This is a genomic window from Xanthomonas sp. BRIP62411, from assembly GCF_003993525.1.
Classification (GTDB): Bacteria; Pseudomonadota; Gammaproteobacteria; order Xanthomonadales; family Xanthomonadaceae; genus Xanthomonas; species Xanthomonas euroxanthea.
In genome coordinates, this window is sequence record NZ_QEZI01000007.1 from 1 (window position 1) to 23,288 (window position 23,288).

Below are 23,288 nucleotides of genomic sequence, written 5' to 3' on the forward strand. Positions count from 1 at the left end.
GTCCGGCGGCAGGCTGGCATCGAGTTCGCGCAGCAGGCTGCCGACCGCCGGCACCGCGCCGCCGGTCGGCAGCCTGCTGCGCGAACTCGATGCCAGCCTGCCGCCGGACACCGCGCTCAGCGTGATTGTGCCCAGCCAGTGGGGGCCGCTGGATGCGCAACGCCTGCAGCTGTCGCGCAACGTGCAGTGGCAGGTGTTGCCCGGCCAGTCGCCGGCGGCCGCCGTGGCGGCCGTTCCACCGTTGCGGCTGCAGGCCATCGCCGACGCTCCCGCCGACCCGGCCCTGCGTTATCTGCGCGCCGTCCATGCCGCCTGGGCACTGCCCGGCGCACTGCCGGTGGGCACGCCCGCGGACGCCGCGCCGGCACGCTGGCCGGCCGGCACGGTGGTGGCCTGGCTGTCGCAGCGGCCACCGCCGGCGCCGGTCATCGCCTGGGTCGCCGCCGGCGGGCAGCTGCTGCTCGATGCGCAGACGCCGGCCCCGCCCGCACTGGCTGGCCCGTTGCAAGCGCTGCTGCAGGACGCACGCGGCGCCGCGCTGATTGATGCCGCAACGGTCGGCCGCGGCCGCCTGCTGCGCTGGGCCGCGCCACTGCAGCCGCAGCAGCTGCCGGCGCTGCTGGAGGCCGATTTCCCCACCCGCCTGCACGACGCCCTGCAGTCGGTACCCGCACCACAGCGCGCGCTGGCGCAGACCCAGCAGCCGCAACGCGGCCCCGCCATCCGCCTGGCCAATGCCCCCCGGCCGCTGGCGCCGTGGCTGATCGGCCTGGTGCTGCTGCTGTTTGCGGTCGAACGCTGGCTGGCCACCGCGCCACGCCGGGGCACCGCGGCATGAGTACGCCTGCCCTGCACCGCGCATGGCAGGCCGCGCGACGGCGGCAGGCCGCAGGCGTATTGCTGTGCGGGCTGCCGCTGGCCGTGCTGCCGGCGCTGCTGGTCTGGCGCGCCGGTGCGCAGCCGGCGCTCCTGCCGATGCTGCTGGGCCTGCTGGGCCTGCTGGTGCTGCTCGGCGTGGCAGTGCTGGCGGCACGCCGGCTCGACCAGGCCTGGCTGATCCGCCGGCTGGATCGCGATACGGATCTGGAAGACAGCAGCGACCTGCTGTTCGCCCCGCCCGGGCAGCTCGGTCCGTTGCAGGCCCTGCAACGCCAGCGCCTGGAACAGCGCCTGCGCAGCACGCCGCGCGACCTGCGCCCGGCCTGGCCCTGGCGGCGCGGCTGGCCGTGGAGCCTGCTCGGCCTGCTCGCCTGCGCCGCCGTGCTGCTGTGGCCGCACTCCGCCCACCGGCCCACGGCAGGCAAGGACCGGATCGCCGCCGCCGGTGCCAACACCGGCGCCCCCACGCTGGGTCAGGCCCGGCTGCACAGCACCCCGCCCGCCTACACCGGCCTGCCGCCCACCCGCCTGCCCGGCCTGGATGCGCGCGTGCCGGCCGGCACCCGGCTGCACTGGCAGCTGCAGGTCAGCCCGGCCCCGCGCAGCGTGGCGCTGCGGCTGACCGACGGCCACCTCATCCCGCTGACCCGGCAGAGCGGCAGCGACCGGTGGCAGGGCCAATGGACCGCCACGCGCGCCAGCCTGTACCGCATTCTCATCGACGGCACGCCCGCCGACCGCCAATTGCACCGGCTGGACGTGCTGCCCGACCGCCCACCGCAGGTGCGCGTGCTCGCGCCCGAGCAGAGCCTGGTGCTGTGGACGCCGTCCAATGGCGGCTGGACACTGCGCTTCGAGGCCAGCGACGACTACGCGGTGGCCGCCAGCGCCGAGCTGCGCCTGACCCTGGCCCAGGGCAGCGGCGAGAACATCACCTTCACCACCCAGCGCCGCACGCTTGGCGGCAGCGGCCCGGCCAGGCAGCGCGGCTTTTCCACCACGCTGCAGCCGCAGGCGCTGGGCATGGCGGCCGGCGACGACCTGATCGCCCAGCTCATCGTCCACGACACCCGCCAGCCCGGCCCGCAGGAAGGCCGCAGCGCCAGCGTGATCCTGCGCTGGCCGCCGCCCGAGCAGACCATGGCCGCCGGCCTGGAGGCCAGCGTCAAGCAGACCTTGCCGGCCTACTTCCGCAGCCAGCGCCAGATCATCATCGACGCCGAGGCGCTGCTGAAGGAAAAACCGCGCCTGGACGCGGCCACCTACCTCAAGCGCGCCGACGCCATCGGCGTGGACCAGCGCCTGCTGCGGCTGCGCTACGGCCAGTTCCTGGGCGAAGAAAGCGAAGGTGCGCCCAAGGGCCCGCCGACCGCCGACGCCCCGCCAACCAGCGACGCCCCGGCCGACGATCTGCCCACCGCCGACATGCCCACCGCGGATGCACCGGCCGCCCCTGCGGCGGCGGCGCCCGCGGCGGCGCCCGCGCCCGCGCCCGCGCCCGCCCGGGACGAACACGGGCACGATGCGCACGACCATGCCACCGACGCAGGCGCCGCCGCGCTGGACGACCACGCCCATGCGCACGGCGACGGCGGGCCCGAACGCCACGGCTTCGGCCAGGCGCAGGATGTGCTGGCCGAGTTCGGGCACACCCACGACCATGCCGAAGCCGCCACCTTGCTCGACCCGCAGACCCGCGCGTTGGTGCGCGCCGCGCTGGACCAGATGTGGCAGTCCGAGGGCGAGCTGCGGCAGGGCCACCCCGAACGCGCCCTGCCGTTTGCCAACAAGGCGCTGGGCTTCATCAAGCAGGTGCAGCAGGCCGAACGCATCTACCTGGCGCGGGTCGGCACGCAGTTGCCGCCGATCGACCCCGGCCGCCGCCTGAGCGGCGACCGCGCCGGCCTGGGCGACCGTGCCGCCGGCCTGGATACCCGCCCCGATCCGGATCCATCCGCGCTGCAGCTATGGGACGCGCTGGGCGAACAGGCGCCGGTCCCGGATGCCGCCCTGGCCCGCTACGCGCAGTGGCTGCAGACCCAGCAGGACCGCCTGCCCGATCCGCTGAGCCTGGCCGCCGCGGTGGAAACCCTGCGCGCCGAACCGGACTGCGCCAGCTGCCGCGCCCAGCTGCGCGCCCAGGTCTGGCGCACGCTCATCGCCCCGCCGGCCCCGGTCCGCCGGCGCCCCACGCCGGACGCGCGCGGCCAGCGCTATCTGGATGCCCTGCGCCAGGAGCCGCCACCATGATGCTGTCGCTGCCCTGGCTGGTCGGCAGTGCCTTGCTGCTGCTGGTGCTGCTGAGCTGGTGGCGGCTGCTGCGCGCGCACGCGCGGCAGCCCCATGCGCGCTTGCGGCTGTGGCTGTTGCTCGCCGCCCAGCCGCTGCTGGCCGGCTTGCTCTACCCGGTGCTGCTGCCACCGCCGCGCGCCGGCAGTGCGAGCGAGCTGCATGTCGCCACCGCCGGCACCCAGGCAGATCGGGTTCGCCCCAATGCCGCGCCGTGGGTCGCGCTGCCCGAGGCGCCCGCCTTGCCGGGCGTGACCCGCATGCCGGACCTGGCCACCGCGTTGCGGCGTGCGCCCGGCACCACCGCGCTGGTCGTGCATGGCAGCGGCCTGCTCGCACGCGACCGCGACACCCTGCGCATCCCGGTGCGGCTGGCGCTGACCCCGGCGCCGGCAGGCCTGGTCGCCGTCTCCACGCCGCCCCCGGTCGCACCCGGCGAACGCATCGCGATCAGCGCGCGCGTGCAGGGCCTGCCGGGCGCGCGGGTGGAGCTGCTGGATCCCGCCGGGCAGGTAGTCGACACCGCTGCCGCCGATGCGCGCGGCCAGGTGCAGCTGCGTGGCCTGGCGCGCGCATCCGGGCAGGTGGTGTTCGCGCTGCGCCTGCGCGATGCCGCAGGCGCAGAACGCGGCCGCGTGACGGTGCCGGTGCTGATCGCCGCAGTGCCGTCCGCACGCGTGCTGGTGCTGGCCGGCGCGCCGCAGCCGGAACTGAAATACCTGCGCCGCTGGGCCAGCGATGCCGGCATGCAGGTGCGCAGCCAGATCGCCGTCGGCCCGGGCGTGCAACTGGGCGAGGGCGCTGCACTGGATGCCGCCAGCCTGGATGCGCTGGACCTGCTGGTCATCGACCAGCGCCGCCTGCAGGCCCTGGGCAACGCGCAGCGCCAGGGCGTGCGCGCTGCGATCGGCCGCGGCCTGGGCGTGCTGGTGCGCACCGACGGCCCCCTGGATGCGGCCGCCCGCGCCGCGCTCGGCGCGCTGGGCCTGGCCGTGACAGGCGGCAGCAGCAGCGCCGCGGTCGCCGCGCCACTGGCGCTGGCAGCACCCGGCGCCAGCAATCCGGCCGCAGCGCCGGCCGACGCCACGCCCCTGCCGCCGCTGCAACGCCGCGAGCTGCAAGCGCAGGACGCCGACGCGGTGATCGCCGCACGCGCAGACGACGGCAGCGCGTTGGGCTGGTGGCGCCAGCAAGGCCGCGGCCGCATCGGCATCGGCCTGGTCGAAGACAGCTTCGCCCTGGTGCTGGCCGGCCGCAGCGACCTGCATGCCGCGCTATGGGCGCAGCTGTTCGGTGCGGTCGCCCGCGCCGGCGGCACGGCGCCCGCTGCGGTGCAGACAGGCTGGTCGCACCAACGCATGGCGCTGTGCGGTGTCGCCGCAGACGCGCATGTCACCGACTCCACCGGTCGCTCCCAGGCGCTGTTGATCGATGCCGCCAGCGGCGCCCGGGCCTGCGCCGGCTACTGGCCGACCAGCGCAGGCTGGCATCGCCTGCAGACCGGCACACAACAGCGCTGGCTCTATGTGCGCGCGCCCGGCGATGCCTCCGCGCTGTACACCCAGCAAACCCGCGACGCCACCGTTGCGATGGCCGCCATCGACGCGCGGGCAGGCATCGGCACGCCTACATCGCTACCCGGTACCCGCTGGCCCTGGCTGCTGGCCTGGCTCACGCTGGCCGCAGCCCTATGGTGGCTGGAACGGCGCCGTCGCTGACTGCCGCAGTGCAGTGCGCTTCCCGGTCCTGGCCCTTGCAATCCACTGCACTAGAAAACAGCGCCGCTGCCGCATCGGCAACGTGTCGGCGACACACTCACCGCGACTGCCGCGACCACACCCGGCAACAATTGTTCGCCGGCAACGCCACGTCGTCGATCAGCTGCAATCCCACCGACGCCGCCAGTGCGTCCACTGCTTCGGCATCGCGGATTCCCGACGCAGGGTCGCGCTCACGCAACATCGCATCGAATGCGCGGTTGCTCTCGCTGGTGAATTGCCCATGGCGGTTGAACGGCCCATACACCACCAGCAGCGCATCCGGCGCCATCACCGCCGGCAACCCGGCAAACAAGGCCTGCACCTGCGGCCAGCCCATGATGTGCAAGGTGTTGGCGCTATAGACCGCGTCATAGCCGGCAGGCACGCCGGCCCGCGCGGGCGGCAATGGCGGTGTGGGCGCCAGGCCGGGCGTCGGTGTCAGCACCGCCTGCAATGCAATCGGTGGCGGCGTGTTCGGCAGTGCCGCCTCGTCCAGCCACTGCGTCATTCCCGGCAGATGATCGGCATGATCGCTGGCCTGCCAGCGCAGCCACGGCATCGCCGCCGCAAAATGCACCGCGTGCTGCCCGGTTCCCGCACCGATTTCCAAGACATTGCGACGGTCGGCAACGTGTCGTTGCAGCACCTCCAGGATCGGGTCGCGGTTACGCGCAGAGGCGGGAGAAAAGGGCTTGGTCATGAAAAACGTCCGGGAAGAGCGAACGCGATTGTCGCGCGCACAGACGGCGGCGTGCAGCCACACGACTGGATCGATGCAACGCCAGACCAGCATGCGGGTGCCAGTGCATCAGCGCAGGCCTGCAAATCCTGCGGTTCTTGCAGGTTGCCGGGATGGCGCGTACGCCCATCCGCCGCGCGGTGTGCAGCATCGCCGTGCGTTACGTCAACGCGCCGCAGGCAGCGCCTCATACGCACGCCGCACCGCATCCTGGCCATACCGTCGCTCCAGGCGGCGCACGATGAAGTGCCCGCGCGCCATTGCCTGGAAGTGGCGCATGAACACCGTATTGAGCGTGGCGCCGCTGACCGCTCCGACCAGCGGCACGGCCTGCACGGCGAGTTTTTCGCCGACATTGACCGAGAACTTGGCCGCAACACGCGACACCAGCGATACCAGCACCGGCGCGCCCTTGCTGGCAAACCCGTGCGCGGCAACGTAATGCGCCGCGGCGCTGAGTTGTTGCGCCATCGCCGCGCGCACCGCGAAGTAGCCCGATTCGGCGCCGTCGTCGCCGACACTGCGCCCGCCATGCGCCAGCACTTCCAGGCAGGCCAGCGCGGTCTCCGGATCGTGCAGCGATTCGCCCTCGGAACGGGCGATATCGGCGATGGAGCGCAGCATCACCGTGGTGGTCACCGGCAGCTCCACCAGCAGGCCGGGCAGGCCGAAGAATCCGCCCGCACCACCGGCGACGGCCACCGCCATGGTGTGGCGTGCGGTGGACGCGGGCTGTTGCGCATCGGTGCTGCCACGCAGGCTCAGTAATGCCGATTTCATCGCCACCTGCAGCGCGCGGCGGGTGACGCCATCGATGCTGCGGGTGACCAGTTTCGGCAGCCGCCGGGTCATCAGGTTCTCGATCGGTGCGCCCAACGCATTGGCCAGCTGGGCTGCCACACCGGGGTTTTCCAGCAGCGCGTGCGCGGTGGCCAGATCGCGTTGCGCGGCAACGTCCATCACCGTTATCGGAAGCGTCGTCATGCCTGCTCTTCGTTGTTGGGCTCGCGCCGATGGTACCCAGCGCCATGTGAGCGCCGGACGAGCGAACCCGGCAGTCAGGAAAAAGCATTCTGCAATCGGCCGGCAAAATGCGCGATCATCGGGATCAGGCAGCCAATGCTGGTCAGATGAATCGTGAGATCCGCCACAGCATCGTCATCGCGGCCGCACCGGAAGTGGTCTGCGTCGCGTTGTCCGAGCCCATGCAGCTGGCCTGCTGGTGGACGCGTGAGGTAAGCCTGGTCGGGAACCGGGTGCGGCTGGAGTGGAGCCGGCAGGGCTGGCGGGTGGAGCTGAGCATCGACGACGGCGCCGACTACCGCCTGGTGCTGTGGCGCTGCCACGCCTCCAACATGCTCGACACCGATGCCTGGGAGGGCACGGTGATGCGCTTCGATCTGCATTCCACCAGCCAGGGCACGCAGGTGGAGTTCGCACACTCCGGCTATCGCGACTCGCCCTGCAGGGACGCCTGCGTCCGCGGCTGGCGCTTCTTCCTGGGCAGCAGCCTCAAACGCTATGTGGAAACCGGCCAAGGCATGCCCTCGGCCGATATGCGCGCCCCCGAGCCGCACGGCCACGCGCCGCGCTAGCGGCGGCAACTGCAGGCACCCGGTGGCAGGGCGACTGCACGGTCGCCACCGCTGCGCCGGATCACGGCCTTGCGTGCCAACCGCACAGGCGGGCCGGTGACGGCCCGGCCGCGCGTGCCGAGCCCGCTTACGCCGTGCGTGCCGGGCCGATGGACGGCGCCGTGCTGCCGGGCAGCTGCGCATCCACCGTCACCGGGCTGTCGGCGCGCAGCAAGGCGCGTGCCTCGGCATCGCTGGCCACCGCCGGCGGCGAGCCGCGCAGCGGCAGGCCGGCGGTTTCGCGCACGAACAGCATGGTCACCAGGCCGATCGCCGCCGCGCCCATCAAGTAGTAGGCCGGCACCAGCGGGTCGCCGCTGCGCTCCACCAACCAGGCCGTCACCAGTGGCGTGGTGCCACCGAACAACGACACCGACACGTTGAAGGCGATCGACAACGCGCTGTAGCGCACCGGCGTGTAGAACAGCGCCGGCAGCGTGGACGGCATCGAACTGGTGAAGCACACCAGCGCCAGGCCGAGCAGCATCAGGCCGGCGAAGATCAGCCCGTCGTGGCCGCTGCCGATCAGCAGCAGGCAGGGGATGGCCAGCGCGAACAGCGCGATGCAGGCACCGATGATCATCGGCCGGCGCCCCAGCCTGTCGCTGAACAGGCCGCCGACGATGTTGAGCGGCATCATCACCAGCATCACCAGGATGATCAGCAACAGGCCCTTGCTCTCGGCATAGCCCATGGTGACGCTGAGGTAGCTGGGCATGTAGGTCAGCAGCATGTAGTCGGTGACGTTGAAGACCAGCACCAGGCCCACGCACTTGAGCAGCTGCGGCCAATGCAGGCGCAGCATGGTCAGCAGGCCCTGCGCGGCGGTTTCCCGTTCGCGCTGTTCGGATTGCTCGGCATAGGCGCGAAACGCCGGGGTTTCTTCCAGCTTCATGCGCATGTACAGGCCCAGCAGCCCCAGCGGGCCGGCAATCAGGAACGGCACCCGCCAGCCCCAGTCGAGCATCTGCGCCGGGGTCACGGTCATGTGCAGCGCCGTCACCGTGGCCGCACCGGCGATGTAGCCGCCCAGGGTGCCGAATTCCAGCCAGCTGCCCATCAATCCGCGATTGCGGTCGGTGGCGTATTCGGCAATGAAGGTGGCCGCGCCACCGTATTCGCCACCGGTGGAAAACCCCTGCAGCAGCCGGGCCAGCAACAGCAGCGCCGGTGCCCACAGGCCGATCTTGGCGTAGGACGGAATCAGGCCGATGCTGAAGGTGCCCAGCGCCATCAGGATCATGGTGGCCGCCAGCACCTTCTGCCGCCCGTAGCGGTCACCGAGCGGGCCGAACACCAGCCCGCCGATCGGCCGCACCAGAAACGCAACGGTGAAGGTGGCAAAGGTGGCGATTAACTGCGCGGTGGGATTGCTGGCCGGGAAGAACACCTGCCCCAACGTCACCGCCAGATAGCCGTACACGCCGAAGTCGAACCACTCCATCGCATTGCCCAGCGCCGCAGCGCCCACGGCCTTGCGCAGCATGCCGCGATCCACCACCGTGACCTCGTCCAGTTGCAGTTGGCGGCGGCGCTTGAACCAACCGAAGTGCGAGGCAATTGCGCGCGTATCGTGCATATGTCGTGTCTCCAGGTGCGGCCATCGCTGCCCACTCGCCCTGGCAACGCACAGGACACGGCGCATCAGTCAGGCATGGCAATGGCACAGGCACTGGATGACGCCGGAGGCATTCCCGGACGGCCGCGTGAACTCAGCGACGCTGCGGGACAGACGACCAAGGGATGGGCAATGCCCAAGGGCTTGATCAGCCCGCTATGGTACTACAGCGCGCAGGTCGCTGCAGGCGGGATGCCGCCAGATAGCGAAAACCCGCTTGTTTCAAGGCATCTGGCGCAATGCGCGCCTGCATCGCGTCATGCATGCGCGAGCCATCTGCATGCCATGGCGAGCCATCGATCAGGCGCATTGCGCGCTAGATGGGCGCCTCGCCCAGCTGCGACAGCAGCGGCTGCAGGTCCTCGCGCGTTTGCGGGCGCACGGCGCGTGCAACTTCCACGCCGTCGCGCAACAAGATAATGGTTGGCCATAATTTGACGCGAAACGAGCGGCCCAGGGGCCGCCCTTTTCCATCTTCGACCTTGCGGTAGTCCAGCGCCGCAACGCCACCCAGCAACTTCTGCAGCAGCGGCTGCGCGGCGATGCAGTGGCCGCACCAGTCGGTGCCGAACTCCAGCACCTGCAGGCCGGCCTGTGCATCCACCTCGCTACGTTCGGGCGCCTGGGTGGCGTAGTCGCGAACAAACCCCATCGTCTCGCCGCTCCGGTGTGCTTACGACAATGCGCGCTGGATGTCTTCCAGCGGCAGGTTGGTCAGGTCCTTGGCCAGGTCGCCCACCAGGCGCTGCTGGGTTTCCTTGTGCAGCAGCGGGCGCACGCGGCCCAGCGTGGTCGGGTCGGCCACCAAGACCAGATGCGTGTACTCGTGCTTCAGCGCGCCATCGTTCAGGGCATGCGAGAGCTGCTTGGCAAAGGTCATCTCGTCCATGTCCGCCTCGCTGAGATCCTGCGGCGCCTTGCCGGCCGGGCCATCGTCGTCGACGTTCTGCACATCGGTGCGCGCGTGCTGGCGCAGCACCACGTTGGCTTCGTTGCCGGTATTGGTGAACCAGCGTGCTTCGCCGCCATCGGCCACCACCACCAACGCACCTTGAGGAATTTGCAGACTCATTCGATTCTCCTGATCAACAGCGGCGTTGCATGTGCAACGCCAGTCGGTCTCAACCTAGGTCAGAGGATGTAAGCACCGCGCCTAGTCGGTGTCAGCGTGGCGTTAGCGTGGCGCCGCCAGCGTCGGTGGCGGCAGACCCAGGTGATTGCTGAAGAACCGCGCGGCCACTCGCAGCGCCTGCTGGCTTTCCGGCAGCGCGTTGGTGAGGTGGAAGGCGTGGCCCAGCCCGTCCCACACGTGCAGATCCGATTCACGGCCCAGGTCCACCAGGCGCGCATGCGTGTAGGCGGCATTGCTCAGCTCGGCCGCACGCGTGGCGGTCAGAAACAGCGTTGGCGGGAACTGCTGCAGCACCGCATCGGAAAACACCGGCGACACCAGCGGGTCGTGGAAGTCCACGTTGTCGCCGTAGTACAGGTCTTCCCAGATCGGCAACGCACCGGCCTTGTCCGGCAACAAGGCATCGTTCACTGCCGCCACCACGATGCGCGAATCGCCGCGGTAGCGTGCATCGCCTGCGGCGCAGAACAGCCCGGCCGCTGCCGGCATCGGCAACTTTTCCTTGGCGAACCATGCCAGCGATTCGCCGGTGAGCACGCCGCCGGCCGAACACCCGAACAAGCCGATGCGCTCGGGCGCGTAGGTCTTGAGCGCGGCGCGATACACCGCCGCCACGTCCTCGCTGGCGGCCGGGAACTGGTGCTCGGGGCCCATCCGGTAATCCACCGCGACCACCGTCATGCCGGTCATTGCCGCCAGCGGAATGGCCTCCATCAACCCGAACGAGGCGGCGCTGCCCATCACGAAGCTACCGCCATGCAGCTCGATCAATACGCGCCTGGCCTGCTCGGGTGTGCGCGTGCGCGGCTCCACCCGCAGCACCGGCACGCCGTTCCAGGTTTCGGGCGTGATCTCCACCGCGTAGCGCGTGCGCAGCTGCGCAATCACGCCCTTGGCCCACCGTTCGGTGTCGGCACGGATGCCCGGCAGTTGCTTGAGCAAGGTGGCGTTGTCGGCCTTGTCCAACGGATCGGCGCGGGCCACCCCCTTGGCCATATGCGCACGTGCAGCCGGGCTCAGAAACTCCGACACCGGCAGGTCGAATGCAGGCACGTGCCGGATGCCATCCGGGGCGGATGCGGTGGCCGGTGTGGCCGGCTCGGCGGCGGTTGCGTGCATGCTGCACGCGGTGCAGGCCAACGTGAGCGCTAGCGTTTTGTTCAACCAATGACGTGTCATGCGGTGCCCTCCCAGGCAAGTCGAACCGGCGAGGATAGCGCCAGCAGACGGCGCAGATGATGTGCTGGAAGTCGTGCAGACACGCGCGTTGCATGTAACGACGCGATGTAACGCAAATGCGGCAACTACGCACACCGTAGCGTGCAATCAGGCCACCGCATCAAACGTACGCAAGCGGTCGGCATCGCAGGCAGCGCACGCGTCGCCCTGCATCCGCGCGAACATCGCGTTGCTGCAAGCATCAGCACCAACACTGCGCAGGCCGGTGCATCGCCGCCGGCACCGGGTCCTGCGGCATCGATGCGTTGCACTCAGGCGGCAGGTGCCGACGCCGCAGTTGGCAGATGCTGCAACGCCTGCAACGTGGAGGTGGTCAGCGGCGACGGCAGCGCGTCCAGCGCAAACCAGCCGATGTCGGCAATCGCCTCGGGCTCGCGCCGCACGGCGTGCTCGCTGCCCTGGATCGCGGCCAGATACACCGGCGCGACCCAATGCTGCGGCGGCGCCAGGTCCGGCTCGAAGTAGCTGACGATGCACAGCACGGCCTGCAGCTGCACGTGCAGGCCGGTTTCTTCCAGCACTTCGCGCACCACGGCATGTTCCACCGTTTCCATCCAGTCCACCTTGCCGCCGGGCAGGCCCCAATGGCCTTGCTCGGGCGCACGCCCGCGCTGCACCAGCAACATGCGGCCATCGGCGCGTCGGATGAACGCGCCGCATCCGACGCGTGGACGAAGATCGCTATCGATTGAACTGGACATAGGCATCCCGAAGGTGTGGCGCCGTAGTGTCCCAGATGTGCGGCAGGCAGGCGCCATCCCGATGATCGGCAACGGGTTGACCGAGAGGATCGTGGGCGACGATCTACCTTGCATCTGCGCCTTGCACGCTGGTAGCGACAGCCGAGAGATGCCAGCGCCGCTGCGCGATGCCCCCGGATCAATGCAGTGCATCGCCTGCGGGTGTTGCGTGATGCGCAGGGCGGTCGCAATGCCGCTGCACTGCGTGCGTCACCGCCCCCTCGCATCCAGACCTCCACGCACCGCATGCCGGGAAGCAGCGTTTGGCCATGCGCCTGCGCGGCCGATAACGCTGCCTTAGCGCCCTGTTGGCGAGGATGCGGGCAGTCCGCGCCGCGAGGGCGCGCCGTCTTGGAGGTTGGGATGTCTCGTATCGTGTTGATCGGCGGCCATGGCAAGGTCGCACGCCTGCTCACGCCGCTGCTGGTGCGCGGCGGGCATTCGATCACTGCACTGTTTCGCAATCCTGCGCACGCAGACGATGTGATTGCCGACGGTGCTACCCCGCAGCTGTTCGATATCGAACAGGCCGACACCGACGCCATCGCCGCGCAGCTGGCCGGCCACGATGCGGTGGTGTGGTCGGCAGGCGCCGGTGGCGGCAATGCCGCGCGCACCTACGCGGTGGACCGCGATGCGGCGATCCGCTCGATGCACGCCGCCGAACAGGCCCGCGTGCGCCGCTACGTGATGGTGTCCTATCTCGGTGCCGGGCTGGAACACGGCATCGGCCCGGACGATGCCTTCTTCGCCTACGCGCAGGCCAAGGCCGCGGCCGATGCACACCTGCGCACTACCCCGCTGGACTGGACCGTGCTGGGGCCGGGGCGCCTCACCCAGGACCCGCCCTCGGGCCGCATCACCCGTGATCCGGGCGGCGATGCCGACGGCGGCGTGTCGCGTGCCAACGTCGCGCAGGTCATCGCAGCGGCATTGGCGCTGCCGGCCACCATCGGCAAGACGGTGGGCTTCATCGACGGGCAGACGCCGATCCAGCAGGCCTTGTCGCAGCTGGAATGAACGCCAGGCCTATCGCGATGCCTGCGCGGGGCGCACAGTGGGCCTGCCTAACGAATTCCTAAAGCCGGCCTCGGCATAGTCGCGGGCGCAGTCCTTGTGGAGGTCGCTCATGTCTGCAGTTGTCACCCCACGCCGTGCCGGCATCCTGCCGCCGTATCTGCTGGACCATGTGGCCCAGGCCGCACCCGAGCGTGCGCGGCAGTGCGCGCGGCTATCCCGGCAGATCACCGCCCAGCTGCGGCAGCAGCGCGCGCTCGGCCTGCTCGCACGCACCCGGCCGCCGGCCGCCGATGCGGCGGACACGCCCACTGAGCAAGCAGTGCAGCGGCAGATCTACGACGCGCAACAGGGCACCGCACTGCCCGGCACCCTGGTCCGTGCCGAAGGCGCGGCCGCCACCGACGATGTGGCAGTGACCGAGGCCTACGACTATCTCGGCGCCACGCACGCCTTCTTCCAGACCGTGTACGCGCGCAATTCCATCGACGGCGACGGCATGCCGTTGATCGGCACCGTGCATTACGAGCGTGGCTACGACAACGCCTTCTGGAACGGCGAACAGATGGTGTTCGGCGATGGCGACGGCGAAATCTTCAACCGCTTCACCATCGCCATCGACGTGGTGGGCCACGAGCTGACCCACGGCGTCACCGAGCGCACGGCCAACCTGATCTACCAGGACCAGTCCGGTGCCTTGAACGAGTCGCTGTCGGATGTGTTCGGCGTGTTGATCAAGCAGTACACATTGCAGCAGCAGGCCAGCGAGGCGGACTGGATCATCGGCGCCGGCTTGCTGATGCCCGGCATCAACGGGGTGGGCCTGCGCTCGATGCGCGCGCCCGGCACGGCCTACGACGACCCGGCGCTGGGCAAGGATCCGCAACCGGCCAGCATGGACGGCTTTGTCGACACCCAGGAGGACGATGGCGGCGTGCACTACAACTCCGGCATTCCCAACCACGCGTTCTATCGCGCTGCCGTGGCCATCGGTGGTTACGCATGGGAGAAGACCGGCCGCATCTGGTACCGCGCGCTCACCGGCGGCGAGCTGGCCGCCGGCGCGGACTTCGCCACCTTTGCCGCGCTCACCGTCCGCATCGCCGGTGCGGACTATGGCGCCAGCAGTGCCGAGGCAACCGCGGTGCAACAGGCCTGGCGCGACGTGGGCGTGCTCACATGAGTGCACAACGTCCGCCGGTGGAGGCAGGCGTGACCTTGCGGCTGGCCCGCGAAGGCGGGGTGGCCGCCTTCCCCGCCATGCGGCGCGAACGGCAGCTGGTGATGGACGACCTGGACGATGCCCAGCGCCTGCAGCTGCGCAGCGTGCTGGACCAGTGCCTGGCGCATGCGCTGCCGCGCCCGCAGGCCGGTGGTGGCGATCGCCGCTACTTCAGCATTGCCTGGGACGGCGCCAGCGAGCCGCTGCGCATCCCCGAAGAACATGCACCGGCCGCGATCGTGCGGCTGTGGAAACAGGGCACGCTCTAGCGCGGTGATGCCGTAATGCACCGCCTGTGACATCGCGCGCGTGTGCCCGTCCCCGTGCACAAACGCAGACACCGCGCCATGCGCGGTGTCTTCGTATCGAAAGTGGTCCAACTGCGGATGCCTGCACCCTTTAAGCTGCCTAGATGCTCTAGGGCTGCACAGCTGGTGACGCATAGTGCTGCCTGCTGCGTTAGCGCCACGTGCAGCGCAGTGGTCAGCTGGAAGACACGCCGCTCATCCCCGCAGTGCAGCATGGCAGTGCCGGTGTGCGGGTCTGCTTGCACCGCGCGCCACCGCACGCCTGCATTGCCGTGAACAGCGGCTTCGCGGATAGTCGCTGCACCGATCAGACGACCCCTGGACCTCCGTGATTGTGTTGCTGCTTGCTGCCGGACTGCTTGCCGGCCTGGGCTTGGCCGGCGTCATCGCATGGCTGCTGCTGCGCCAGCGCGCGCGCACCGCCAGCGCTGCGGCCGCGCCTGTCGCCACCGACACCGGCCTGCAGGACGCGGACGCGGCCGTGCATACGCACGGGCAGGCACAGGCGCAGAGCACGGCTACACCCCACCCCCTGCTGTGCGGGCCGCCGCCGATGCAGCCGCTGCTGCGCCGCATGTATGCCGCAGTGATGTCCAACCCGTCGCTGGCCGAGGGCCGCCTGCCCACCGACCCGGCCCAGGCCGCGGTGCTGGATGCGGTCGGCGCTGCGCTCGCCCATGTCGACCTGCGCCCGCAGCTGTTGCCACGCCGCCCGCAGTTGTTGCCGCAGCTGATGCGCGCGGTCAACGACCCGGATGCCTCCGGCCGCGGCATCGCCGCGATCATCGCGCAGGACCCGGCGCTGGCCGCCAACCTGTTGCGCATCGCCAACAGCGCGCTGTACCGCCCGCAGGGTGGTCCGCTGGAAAGCCTGGAGCGGGCCGTGGTGCATATCGGCACCGAGGGCGTGCGCCAGATCGTAGCCGCCGCCGTCATGCAGCCGGTGCTGAGCCTGGAGGGCGGCCTCTACGCGCGCCTGCCGGCCGCGGTATGGGATTACGCCCTGCGGACCGCCGCCGCCGCGGCTGCCTACATGCGCGAGCGCGCCGGCGATACCTTGGCGGCGCAGCTGGCCGGCCTGCTGCAGGGCCTGGGTGCGGTGGTGATCCTGCGCGTGCTGCGCGATGCCTACGCCGAGCGCCCCAGCGTGCCCTATAGCCTGGAGGTGGCCGCCGTGCTGGTCGAGCGCCATACCGCCGCCGTCGCTAAGACCATTGCCACCACCTGGGAGCTGCCTGCCGCGCTGGGCACCGCGCTGGACGAGCAACGCCCCGGGCACGACCCTACCCTGCTCACCAGCTCGCTCGGCATGGCGCTGCGGTACGGCCGGCTGGCCGCCGCGCTGGCCATGCTCGCCCGCCACGGCGCCGAGCAGCAGGAGCATGCGCTGAGCGTGCTGTCCACGCTGGAGCCGGACCACGCGGCCAATGCCGCGCTATGGCAGCGGCTGGTCGCCTCCAGCGTGGAATGAGGCCGGCGCGGTCGCCGCAGGCCGGGCACACGCACGCGCGCAGGCAAACGCCTGCACAGCACCGCACCACTCAGCACTCGCTGGCGATCATCTCCTTCACCCGCGTGGCGAGCACGCTCACGCTGAAGGGCTTGGCCAGTACCGCCATGCCCGGTTCCAGGTGGCCGTCGTTCAATTGCGCGTGTTCGGCAAAACCGGTGACGAACAACACCTTGAGGTTGGGCCGGCCCACGCGCGCGGCGTCGGCCATCTGCCGGCCGTTCATGCCGCCGGGCAGGCCCACGTCGCTGATCAGCAGGTCGATCCGCACCGGCGACTGCAGGATGCCCAGCCCCGCGGCGCTGTCGCCGGCCTCCAGCACGGTGTAGCCCAGCTCTTCCAGCACCTCGGTGAACAGCAGGCGGATGGACGGTTCGTCATCCACGATCAACACCGTTTCACCGGCCAGCGACGGCGCCAGTTCCAGCGTGGCCGTGTCGCTGCCGCCGCTATCGTCGGCACCGGCATGCCGCGGAAGGTAGATGCACACCGTCGAGCCCTTGCCCACTTCCGAGTGGATGCGCACCTGCCCGCCGGATTGCTTGGCAAACCCGTAGATCATCGACAGGCCCAGCCCGGTGCCTTCGCCGATCGGCTTGGTGGTGAAGAACGGATCGAACGCGCGCGCCACCACCTCCGGCGGCATGCCGGTGCCGGTATCGCTCACGCACAACGACAGGTAGTGGCCTTCCGGCATGCCCAGTTGCTGGCCCATCTCGCGGTCGATCCGGCGGTTGCTGGTCTGCACGCGCACGCGCCCGCCGTTGGGCATCGCATCGCGCGCGTTGATGCACAGGTTGAGCAGCGCATTCTCCAGCTGCGGCGCGTCCACCAGCGCCAGCCACAGTTCGGCGGCGACGACGTTTTCCACGCAGATCCCCGGGCCCACCGTGCGCTGGATCAGCTCCAGCATGTCCACCACCAGCCGGTTGACGTTGGTGGGCTTGGGCAACAGCGTCTGCCGCCGTGCAAACGCCAGCAAGCGGTGCGTCAGCGCCGCCGCGCGCGTGGTGGCGCCCTGCGCGGTGGCCACGTAACGCTCCAGTTCGCAGAAGCGGCCTTGCTCGATGCGCAGGCTCATCAGCTCCAGCGCACCGGAAATACCCGCCAACAGGTTGTTGAAGTCGTGCGCCAGCCCGCCGGTGAGCTGCCCCACCGCTTCCATCTTCTGCGATTGGCGCAGCGCTTCTTCCACCGTCATCAGCTCGCGCGTGCGCTCGGTGACCCGCTGCTCCAGCGTGTCGCTCAACTCGCGCAAGGCCGCCAGCGCGCGGTCGCGCTCTTCCGACAGCGCATGGCGCGCCTCGATGTCGAGCAACACGCCGGGAAACCGCAGCGGCGTGCCATCGGCGGCCTTTTCGACCCGGCCATTGGCTTCCAGCCAGTAGTAGTTTCCGTCGCGCCGTTTGACCCGGTACTGGTGCGCGTACGCACCGCCGCGGGCGAGCGCCTCGCCGATGGCCGCGCGCAGCCCCTCGCGGTCGTCCGGGTGCACCGTCCGGATCACCTGTTCCAGTGTCAGGCCGTTACGGCTGCTGGACGGATCGAAGCCGAAGTTCTGCGCAAAGGCCTCATCCACCGAAAACGCGTCGGTGGGCAGGTCCCAGATCCAGGTGCCGATGATCGCCCCGGCCGCCAGTGCCAGCTGCACGCGCTCGGCATTGCGGCGCGCCACGGTTTCGGCCTCCAGCGCACGATCGCGCTCGCTGGTGCGGTTGACCACCTCGTGCACCAGGTGCGTGTTTTCGTCGCTCAGCATCGCGTGCTGGAGGTCGCGGTTGCGCGCATCCGCCACCTGCGCGGTGGTTTCGATGGCGATATTCATCAGCCCCACCACGCTGCCGTCCTCGCCGCGGATCGGCGAGGCGGTGGCATTCCAGTAGGTCATCTCGCTGACGCCGTTGCGCAGCATCGGCAAGGTGATCACTTCCTGCCCGAAGCCTTCGCCGGTCTGCATCACCCGCGCAAAGGCCTGCGCGATGGGCGCGTAGGTTTCCTTCCATACCTCGGTCACCGGCTGGCCCAGCGCCTGCGGATGACGCTCGCCCATCGATTGCACGTACACGTCGTTGTAGAACAGGCGCAGCTCCGGCCCCCACAGCACCGCACCGAGCAGGGTGGAATTGAGCACCACCGACAACGACGAGCGCAGCGACTGCGGCCAGGTCTCGGGCGCGCCCATCGGCGTGGCCGCCCAATCGTGGGCGCGCATCAAGGCCCCCATCTCGCCGCCCCCCGCAAGAAACTCCAGGCCAATGGGCTCGATGGCGGGGCGCACTGTGCTCACGTGACGGCATTGCCTGGCAAAAAAGTGCGCGCATTGTGGCACGCAGCGGTCTCAACAAGACGTGCAGAACAACGCCCTGCTCGCGCACAGGCCGCGCACGCGCCAGCGCAGCAGCAAACGTCCTGACGCGCGGATGACGGCATGCCCACGTCGCACTCACACCTCCGGGGTCCAGACTGGCCTTCAACATCCCCAACCGTAAGAGGCACACCCATGGACAAGAACCGTATCGAAGGCACCGCGAAAGAGATCAAGGGCTCGATCAAGGAAACCGTCGGCCGTGTCACGGGCGACAAGAGCACCGAGCTGGAAGGCGCCACCGAAAAGAACGTCGGCAAGGTGCAGAACAAGGCTGGCCAGGTCGCCGACAAAGTGCGCGACGCCTCCAAGTAAGTCGATCGAAGGCGTCCACGCCGACTGCATTGCCCGCGGGTGTCACGCCCGCCGCGGCGAAGCAGTGGACTGGTCAGCAGCCGTAACGCACGACAGTGCGAACGGCAACGCCCACTTCGGCAAGATCGCACCAACGCCCCGACATGATCGGGGCGTTGGCGTTTGTGGGGTCTGGACAGGTGTTGCTCTACAAGCCTGATCGCCAGGATTGTGCGCAGATCGCTGTAACGATTCTTGGGACAGATGCGCGCTCATGCCGGCCAATAGGTCTGCGTCATGAACCCGCCCGGAAGGACCAGCCGCTTGTCTCTAACCGCTTGGCTTGCGCCCGCGTGTAGCAGGCCGCTTCGCAATGCTGTCGCCGTACTGTTGCCACCACGCGGTCAGCGCTTCCATAGTTGGCCCCAGTCCATGCGCCTTTGGCGTGATGGCGTATTCCACGCGTGGCGGTACCTCTGCAAAGACGGTGCGTGTGACCAAGCCATCTGCTTCCAGCTCGCGCAATTGCGCCGTCAGCATGTGTTGAGTGATGCCGGGGATTGCCGCGCGCAGCTCGCCAAAGCGATACATCCGCTGATTCAGCAGCCACATGATTTCCAGCTTCCATTTCCCCGACAGCAGCGCAAATGCACGGCGCATTTCCTCATGCATATTGGGCTCGCCTGTATCAATGGTCTGCTTTTTCATACTAAGCCCCAGTGATTCATCCTACTTTTCAATAGGTATCTTAGGCGACATTCTGATTGCCGGTTGCATTTACTTATTGACTGGCAAAAACCATGAGCATCTCTGTCTATTGGATCAGTACCGCCCTGCTGTGCCTGCTGTATCTCGCCTCTGCCCGCATGTATCTGGCCAAGGGTGAGTTCGTGCGCAAGGCGCAGGCCGAGCTGGGCTATTCGGCGCCGTTGCTGGTGCCCTGGATGATCGTCATCAAGATCCTGGGCCCGGTGGCGATTGTGTGGCACTTCAACACCGCGCTGAGCGATCTCGCTTACGCCGGCATGTTCTATCACCTGCTGTTATCCGGCATGGCGCATCTGGGTGTGCGCAAGCCCAAGGGTGCGGTACCGGCCGCGCTGGGCCTGCTCTTTCTGCTCGCCTCGTTCGGCACGCAAAACGCCGCCCGCCAGCCGCCTTCGCCCTATGCGCCGACGGCAGCGGCCATCCACGCAACGCTGCAGTGATTGGATACCCGGTTGAGCGCTGTCTGCCGGGCCGCTACAACGCGCCCGGCCCAGCCAGTACCCTCACCCTCGCGCTAACTCGAAGTGTGCAAAGCAGGCGCACAGCCACGGGCAAGGCGACGAGCACGTGCGTCTCGCCCCCCGCTTGAGGCTACCTGCTAACGCTGTCCGGATCGGCCCTTGGCCCTGCGTTGGCGGCCACCGACTTGGCGACGTCGTTGGACATCATCGGCCTGACGCTGCCTATCGCATTCTTCCAGGTCGCATTGCCGGCAATATTGGCCATCACCGTGGTGTCCAGCAGAAACGATTCCTGTCCGGTTTCCGTGTAACTGGTGACACAGGAACGCCCCAGCGTCTGTGAGCAAAGCGACCCAGTGGAGGACACGTTCTCATCCAGTGGCGCGAACACCAGATCGCCGGGTGTGTCCGTGATCGGGACAAAGAACTCGCCTCCAGGAGTGAAGTAGTTACCCTCCATCAACAGGCTGACGGTCGTTGTCGCAGAAGCGCCAATGTAAAAGTTTGAGGTGTAAAGATTGTTCACCAGATGAATGACGCCACCAGTGCCTCCCGCTGGCGTGCCCATTTCCGGAGAACGCCCTGCGGTGGCATAGAAGTGATTCGCTACCAAAGTGATTTCTTGAGCATCTCCGTTCAGCAGCAGGATCCAGGAGCTTCGACCATTGCAGAAGTGCCCATACTCAGTCTCGCCGTCAAACGTGTTGTTGGAGATGGTCATCGCTTTAGCGGCGCCCCAGCCCGTCACGATCATCTGTCGGCCAATCCGTGCGAACGCGTTATGGTCGATCCAGATCCTGCTTGCGTTATCGACGGTGATCGCATCGCCAGCAAAGACGATGCCCTCATTGATATCGGTGATCGACAGGTTCCGCACAATGATGTTTGACACGCCCCCGGTCATCGTCAAGCCTTTGCCCTTGATCCCCGCCGACGCCCCAATACCGATCACCGTCTTGTTCGAACCCACCAGCAACGCCGATGCTGCTGCGCTGTCATAGGTCATCGGGAACGTTGGGCCAGTGCCACAGTATCCGAGCACATCCAGAATCTTTTCCTGTTTGCCGGTCGGCCCCACGCATTGTCTGTCAGAGTAAACGCAGCCCTTTCCGGAAATGGTTCCCTCCGTTCCCCTGAAGTCGATGACTGTATTCAACCGGATGATGCGAGGCGTATCGTCTATGCAGTTAGCGCCCTGGTAACGCTGGCACAGAGCGTCCTTAAGCTCTGCTGGCGTCGATACATCGACCACCTCGCCCCCCGTGCCTCCGGTGGTTCCCGCGCCGAAGCCGACCGGCTCGCTTGCCAGTGCCGCGGTTGTCGTTCCAGCCAATAGCACGACGGTGGAAAACACGGGTCCCATGACCGAACGTCTTGAGAAGATTTGCCGCTTGATGACATCGATCATGAAGAACCTTTGCGCTGGGGGCGCTGTGTTGTGGGGGGGCGATTGCGTCTGACTGCCAATCGGCGGCGAGCCGAGTGACTCACGTTTGCCGTCGCTGCCTGTCGGAACACTAGGGAAATTCTCGCGTTGGGTCCCCGTTGCGCGTCACAGTCGTCGTCGCTCAAAGAGAACCCGAGGAAACGGGAGCGAAGAGCAAGGAATGGAGTCTTGACAGGATGAGGTGGCACGCCCTGCGTCTACTTCACCAGAGTCGTCATGCCACCGACGAAAGAGGCGCGGTGTCGGCTTGAAAAATGTCAAAGCACGTCGTCATTTGCGCAGGCCACCGCTTCAACAGGCCAGGCCTCACCCGGTTATCGGCACCGAGCTTCGGTGTAGAGACCATTGAAACAGATGTTGGCGCAGCCGCCGCCAATGTTTTTTTGATCCGGCCTGCCGCTCGCGCTGGGTCATGCACCTATCGGACGCTGTAGTACAGCGCCAAGCGACATGCTTGGGTAAGACACCAAATGTCGGCGCAGCAGGTGCCTGCGACATCGCGCACCTTACGCCGCCAGATATCCCTTACCCGCTTGAAACTACCGGCTAACGCTGTCCGGATCGGCTCTTGGCCCTGCGTTGGCGGCCACCGACTTGGCGACGTCGTTGGACATCATCGGCCTGACGCTGCCTATCGCATTCTTCCAGGTCGCATTGCCGGCAATATTGGCCATCACCGTGGTGTCCAGCAAAAACGATTCCTGTCCGGTTTCCGTGTAACTGGTGACACAGGAACGCCCCAGCGTCTGCGAGCAAAGCGACCCGGTGGAGGACACGTTCTCATCCAGTGGCGCGAACACCAGATCGCCGGGTGTACTGGCGACAGGGAAGAAGTATTGGCCCTCTGGATTGAAGTAGTTCCCTTCGGCCAACAGGTTGACGTCCCTCGACGCAGTGGCGCCAAAATAGAAGTTGGACGTATACAGATTGTTCACCAGATGAATCATGCCGCCCGTACCGATTTCCGGCGAACGCCCTGCGGTGGCGTGGAAGTGATTTGCCAGCAGGGTGATTTCTTCAGCTTCGCCGATCAGCAGCATGATCCAGGAGCTTCGACCATTGCAGTAGTGCCCATACGCGGTCTCGCCATCAAACATGTTGTTGGAAATGGTGACTGCCTTGGCCGGCCCCCAGCCCGTCACGATCATCTGCCGGCCGATGCGTGCGAACGCGTTGTGGTCGATCCAGATCCTGCTTGCGTTATCGATGCTGATTGCATCGCCGCCAAAGACGATGCCCTCATTGAGATCGGTGATCGACAGGTTCCGCACGATGATGTTCGACACACCGCCGGTCATCGACAAGCCCGTGCCCTTTATCCCCGCCGATGCCCCGACACCGATCAGCGTCTTGTTCGAACCCACGGACAGCAGTGACTTCGCTGCGTTGTCGTAGGTCAGTGGGAACGTTGTACGACCGCTGCAGTATGACCCGTTGTCCAGAACCCGCTCCTGCTTCCCGCTCGGCTCTGCACACTGTCTGTCAGCGTAAACGCAGCCCGTTGTGGACGTGGTTCCCAGCGTTGCCGTGAAGTCGATGACGGTGTTCAGGCGGATGATGCGAGGCGTGTCGTCTATGCAGGTATAGCCCTGGTAACGCTGGCACAAGGCATTCTTGAGCTCTGCCGGTGTGGAGACATCGACCACCTCGCCCCCCGCGCCTCCGGTGGTACCCGCACCGAAGCCGACCGGCTCGCTTGCCAGTGCCGCGGTTGTCGTTCCAGCCAAGAGCATGACGGTGGAAAACACGGACCCCATGACCGAACGTCTTGAGAAGATTTTCCGCTTGATGACATCGATCATGAAGAACCTCGCGTTGGGGGCGCTGTGTTGTGGGGTGATGCGCGTTTGTCTGCAATCGGCGGCG

21 protein-coding genes are annotated in these 23,288 nt (G+C 67.9%); 10 read left to right on the forward strand and 11 right to left on the reverse strand.

All coding sequences use genetic code 11. The annotated features are described in order from the left end of the window. From EO139_RS03585 to EO139_RS03595, 3 genes are all read left to right on the forward strand, one after another. Nucleotides 1-838 (forward strand): hypothetical protein (locus EO139_RS03585; RefSeq protein WP_126969323.1); only part of this gene is annotated, 838 nt, incomplete at its 5' end. Continuing rightward, on the forward strand, nt 835-3,129 hold the full coding sequence (locus tag EO139_RS03590) for a DUF4175 domain-containing protein (RefSeq protein WP_164739715.1): 2,295 nt from the start codon (nt 835-837) through the stop codon (nt 3,127-3,129). The genes EO139_RS03585 and EO139_RS03590, both read left to right, overlap by 4 nt. Then, on the forward strand, nt 3,126-4,886 hold the full coding sequence (locus EO139_RS03595; RefSeq protein WP_126969325.1) for a carboxypeptidase regulatory-like domain-containing protein: 1,761 nt from the start codon (nt 3,126-3,128) through the stop codon (nt 4,884-4,886). The genes EO139_RS03590 and EO139_RS03595 overlap by 4 nt, the downstream gene beginning before the upstream one ends. Nucleotides 4,887-4,983: 97 nt before the next feature. Here EO139_RS03595 and EO139_RS03600 read toward each other — a convergent pair whose 3' ends face one another. Further along, the gene (locus EO139_RS03600) at nt 4,984-5,628 is read right to left on the reverse strand and encodes a DUF938 domain-containing protein (protein ID WP_126969326.1); all 645 of its coding nucleotides are present in this window, start codon (nt 5,626-5,628) and stop codon (nt 4,984-4,986) included. Nucleotides 5,629-5,832: 204 nt separating this feature from the next. After that, on the reverse strand, nt 5,833-6,627 hold the full coding sequence (locus tag EO139_RS03605; RefSeq protein WP_104586091.1) for an EcsC family protein: 795 nt from the start codon (nt 6,625-6,627) through the stop codon (nt 5,833-5,835). Nucleotides 6,628-6,797: 170 nt separating this feature from the next. Here EO139_RS03605 and EO139_RS03610 point away from each other — a divergent pair, with 170 nt between their 5' ends. Next, nucleotides 6,798-7,262, forward strand: coding sequence for an SRPBCC domain-containing protein (locus EO139_RS03610; RefSeq protein ID WP_115676447.1), 465 nt, complete (start codon nt 6,798-6,800; stop codon nt 7,260-7,262). Between the two features lie 127 nt (nt 7,263-7,389). On the opposite strand, the gene proP is transcribed toward EO139_RS03610, so the two are convergent. From proP to EO139_RS03635, 5 genes are all read right to left on the reverse strand, one after another. Continuing rightward, nucleotides 7,390-8,880, reverse strand: coding sequence for a glycine betaine/L-proline transporter ProP (proP, locus tag EO139_RS03615; protein ID WP_104586093.1), 1,491 nt, complete (start codon nt 8,878-8,880; stop codon nt 7,390-7,392). A gap of 355 nt (nt 8,881-9,235) precedes the next feature. Beyond that, a complete protein-coding gene (locus tag EO139_RS03620) occupies nt 9,236-9,571 on the reverse strand; it encodes a thioredoxin family protein (RefSeq protein WP_126943638.1) in 336 nt (111 codons plus the stop codon). Nucleotides 9,572-9,592: 21 nt separating this feature from the next. Then, nucleotides 9,593-9,991, reverse strand: coding sequence for a host attachment family protein (locus tag EO139_RS03625; protein ID WP_104586097.1), 399 nt, complete (start codon nt 9,989-9,991; stop codon nt 9,593-9,595). Nucleotides 9,992-10,093: 102 nt separating this feature from the next. After that, complete coding sequence (locus tag EO139_RS03630; RefSeq protein WP_206515115.1) at nt 10,094-11,170, reverse strand: alpha/beta hydrolase; 1,077 nt, start codon at nt 11,168-11,170, stop codon at nt 10,094-10,096. A gap of 371 nt (nt 11,171-11,541) precedes the next feature. Further along, the gene (locus tag EO139_RS03635; RefSeq protein ID WP_126969327.1) at nt 11,542-11,997 is read right to left on the reverse strand and encodes an NUDIX domain-containing protein; all 456 of its coding nucleotides are present in this window, start codon (nt 11,995-11,997) and stop codon (nt 11,542-11,544) included. A 396-nt stretch (nt 11,998-12,393) separates the two neighbouring features. On the opposite strand from EO139_RS03635, the gene EO139_RS03640 reads away from it, so the two are divergent. The 4 genes from EO139_RS03640 (at nt 12,394) to EO139_RS03655 (ending at nt 16,048) form a co-directional block, all read left to right on the forward strand. Beyond that, on the forward strand, nt 12,394-13,050 hold the full coding sequence (locus EO139_RS03640) for an SDR family oxidoreductase (protein ID WP_126969328.1): 657 nt from the start codon (nt 12,394-12,396) through the stop codon (nt 13,048-13,050). A gap of 109 nt (nt 13,051-13,159) precedes the next feature. Beyond that, nucleotides 13,160-14,230, forward strand: coding sequence for a M4 family metallopeptidase (locus EO139_RS03645; RefSeq protein ID WP_126969329.1), 1,071 nt, complete (start codon nt 13,160-13,162; stop codon nt 14,228-14,230). Continuing rightward, a complete protein-coding gene (locus EO139_RS03650; protein WP_126943647.1) occupies nt 14,227-14,538 on the forward strand; it encodes a protealysin inhibitor emfourin in 312 nt (103 codons plus the stop codon). Before EO139_RS03645 ends, EO139_RS03650 begins: the two co-directional genes overlap by 4 nt. A gap of 367 nt (nt 14,539-14,905) precedes the next feature. After that, the gene (locus EO139_RS03655; protein WP_164739717.1) at nt 14,906-16,048 is read left to right on the forward strand and encodes an HDOD domain-containing protein; all 1,143 of its coding nucleotides are present in this window, start codon (nt 14,906-14,908) and stop codon (nt 16,046-16,048) included. Between the two features lie 70 nt (nt 16,049-16,118). On the opposite strand, the gene EO139_RS03660 is transcribed toward EO139_RS03655, so the two are convergent. Then, nucleotides 16,119-18,299, reverse strand: coding sequence for an ATP-binding protein (locus tag EO139_RS03660; RefSeq protein ID WP_241235903.1), 2,181 nt, complete (start codon nt 18,297-18,299; stop codon nt 16,119-16,121). Nucleotides 18,300-18,587: 288 nt separating this feature from the next. On the opposite strand from EO139_RS03660, the gene EO139_RS03665 reads away from it, so the two are divergent. Further along, a complete protein-coding gene (locus EO139_RS03665) occupies nt 18,588-18,767 on the forward strand; it encodes a CsbD family protein (protein ID WP_102580081.1) in 180 nt (59 codons plus the stop codon). A 309-nt stretch (nt 18,768-19,076) separates the two neighbouring features. Here the strand turns inward: EO139_RS03665 and EO139_RS03670 are convergent, their stop codons facing one another. Then, nucleotides 19,077-19,454: a helix-turn-helix domain-containing protein gene (locus tag EO139_RS03670; protein WP_126969333.1), complete on the reverse strand. Its 378-nt coding sequence runs from the start codon at nt 19,452-19,454 to the stop codon at nt 19,077-19,079. A gap of 92 nt (nt 19,455-19,546) precedes the next feature. Here EO139_RS03670 and EO139_RS03675 point away from each other — a divergent pair, with 92 nt between their 5' ends. Further along, on the forward strand, nt 19,547-19,954 hold the full coding sequence (locus EO139_RS03675; protein WP_119127203.1) for a DoxX family protein: 408 nt from the start codon (nt 19,547-19,549) through the stop codon (nt 19,952-19,954). A 151-nt stretch (nt 19,955-20,105) separates the two neighbouring features. On the opposite strand, the gene EO139_RS03680 is transcribed toward EO139_RS03675, so the two are convergent. Further along, on the reverse strand, nt 20,106-21,383 hold the full coding sequence (locus EO139_RS03680) for a pectate lyase (RefSeq protein ID WP_126969335.1): 1,278 nt from the start codon (nt 21,381-21,383) through the stop codon (nt 20,106-20,108). A 578-nt stretch (nt 21,384-21,961) separates the two neighbouring features. Continuing rightward, the gene (locus tag EO139_RS03685; RefSeq protein ID WP_126969337.1) at nt 21,962-23,224 is read right to left on the reverse strand and encodes a pectate lyase; all 1,263 of its coding nucleotides are present in this window, start codon (nt 23,222-23,224) and stop codon (nt 21,962-21,964) included. Between the last annotated feature and the right edge of the window lie 64 nt (nt 23,225-23,288).

Bases quoted from the DNA above. Each gene is read 5' to 3' on its own strand.
- EO139_RS03590 (WP_164739715.1), top strand. From the start codon at position 835: ATGAGTACGCCTGCCCTGCACCGCGCATGGCAGGCCGCGCGACGGCGG.
- EO139_RS03595 (WP_126969325.1), top strand. From the start codon at position 3,126: ATGATGCTGTCGCTGCCCTGGCTGGTCGGCAGTGCCTTGCTGCTGCTG.
- EO139_RS03600 (WP_126969326.1), bottom strand. From the start codon at position 5,628: ATGACCAAGCCCTTTTCTCCCGCCTCTGCGCGTAACCGCGACCCGATC.
- EO139_RS03605 (WP_104586091.1), bottom strand. From the start codon at position 6,627: ATGGACGTTGCCGCGCAACGCGATCTGGCCACCGCGCACGCGCTGCTG.
- EO139_RS03610 (WP_115676447.1), top strand. From the start codon at position 6,798: ATGAATCGTGAGATCCGCCACAGCATCGTCATCGCGGCCGCACCGGAA.
- proP (WP_104586093.1), bottom strand. From the start codon at position 8,880: ATGCACGATACGCGCGCAATTGCCTCGCACTTCGGTTGGTTCAAGCGC.
- EO139_RS03620 (WP_126943638.1), bottom strand. From the start codon at position 9,571: ATGGGGTTTGTTCGCGACTACGCCACCCAGGCGCCCGAACGTAGCGAG.
- EO139_RS03625 (WP_104586097.1), bottom strand. From the start codon at position 9,991: ATGAGTCTGCAAATTCCTCAAGGTGCGTTGGTGGTGGTGGCCGATGGC.
- EO139_RS03630 (WP_206515115.1), bottom strand. From the start codon at position 11,170: ATGCACGCAACCGCCGCCGAGCCGGCCACACCGGCCACCGCATCCGCC.
- EO139_RS03635 (WP_126969327.1), bottom strand. From the start codon at position 11,997: ATGCCTATGTCCAGTTCAATCGATAGCGATCTTCGTCCACGCGTCGGA.
- EO139_RS03640 (WP_126969328.1), top strand. From the start codon at position 12,394: ATGTCTCGTATCGTGTTGATCGGCGGCCATGGCAAGGTCGCACGCCTG.
- EO139_RS03645 (WP_126969329.1), top strand. From the start codon at position 13,160: ATGTCTGCAGTTGTCACCCCACGCCGTGCCGGCATCCTGCCGCCGTAT.
- EO139_RS03650 (WP_126943647.1), top strand. From the start codon at position 14,227: ATGAGTGCACAACGTCCGCCGGTGGAGGCAGGCGTGACCTTGCGGCTG.
- EO139_RS03660 (WP_241235903.1), bottom strand. From the start codon at position 18,299: ATGCGCGCCCACGATTGGGCGGCCACGCCGATGGGCGCGCCCGAGACC.
- EO139_RS03665 (WP_102580081.1), top strand. From the start codon at position 18,588: ATGGACAAGAACCGTATCGAAGGCACCGCGAAAGAGATCAAGGGCTCG.
- EO139_RS03670 (WP_126969333.1), bottom strand. From the start codon at position 19,454: ATGAAAAAGCAGACCATTGATACAGGCGAGCCCAATATGCATGAGGAA.
- EO139_RS03675 (WP_119127203.1), top strand. From the start codon at position 19,547: ATGAGCATCTCTGTCTATTGGATCAGTACCGCCCTGCTGTGCCTGCTG.
- EO139_RS03680 (WP_126969335.1), bottom strand. From the start codon at position 21,383: ATGATCGATGTCATCAAGCGGCAAATCTTCTCAAGACGTTCGGTCATG.
- EO139_RS03685 (WP_126969337.1), bottom strand. From the start codon at position 23,224: ATGATCGATGTCATCAAGCGGAAAATCTTCTCAAGACGTTCGGTCATG.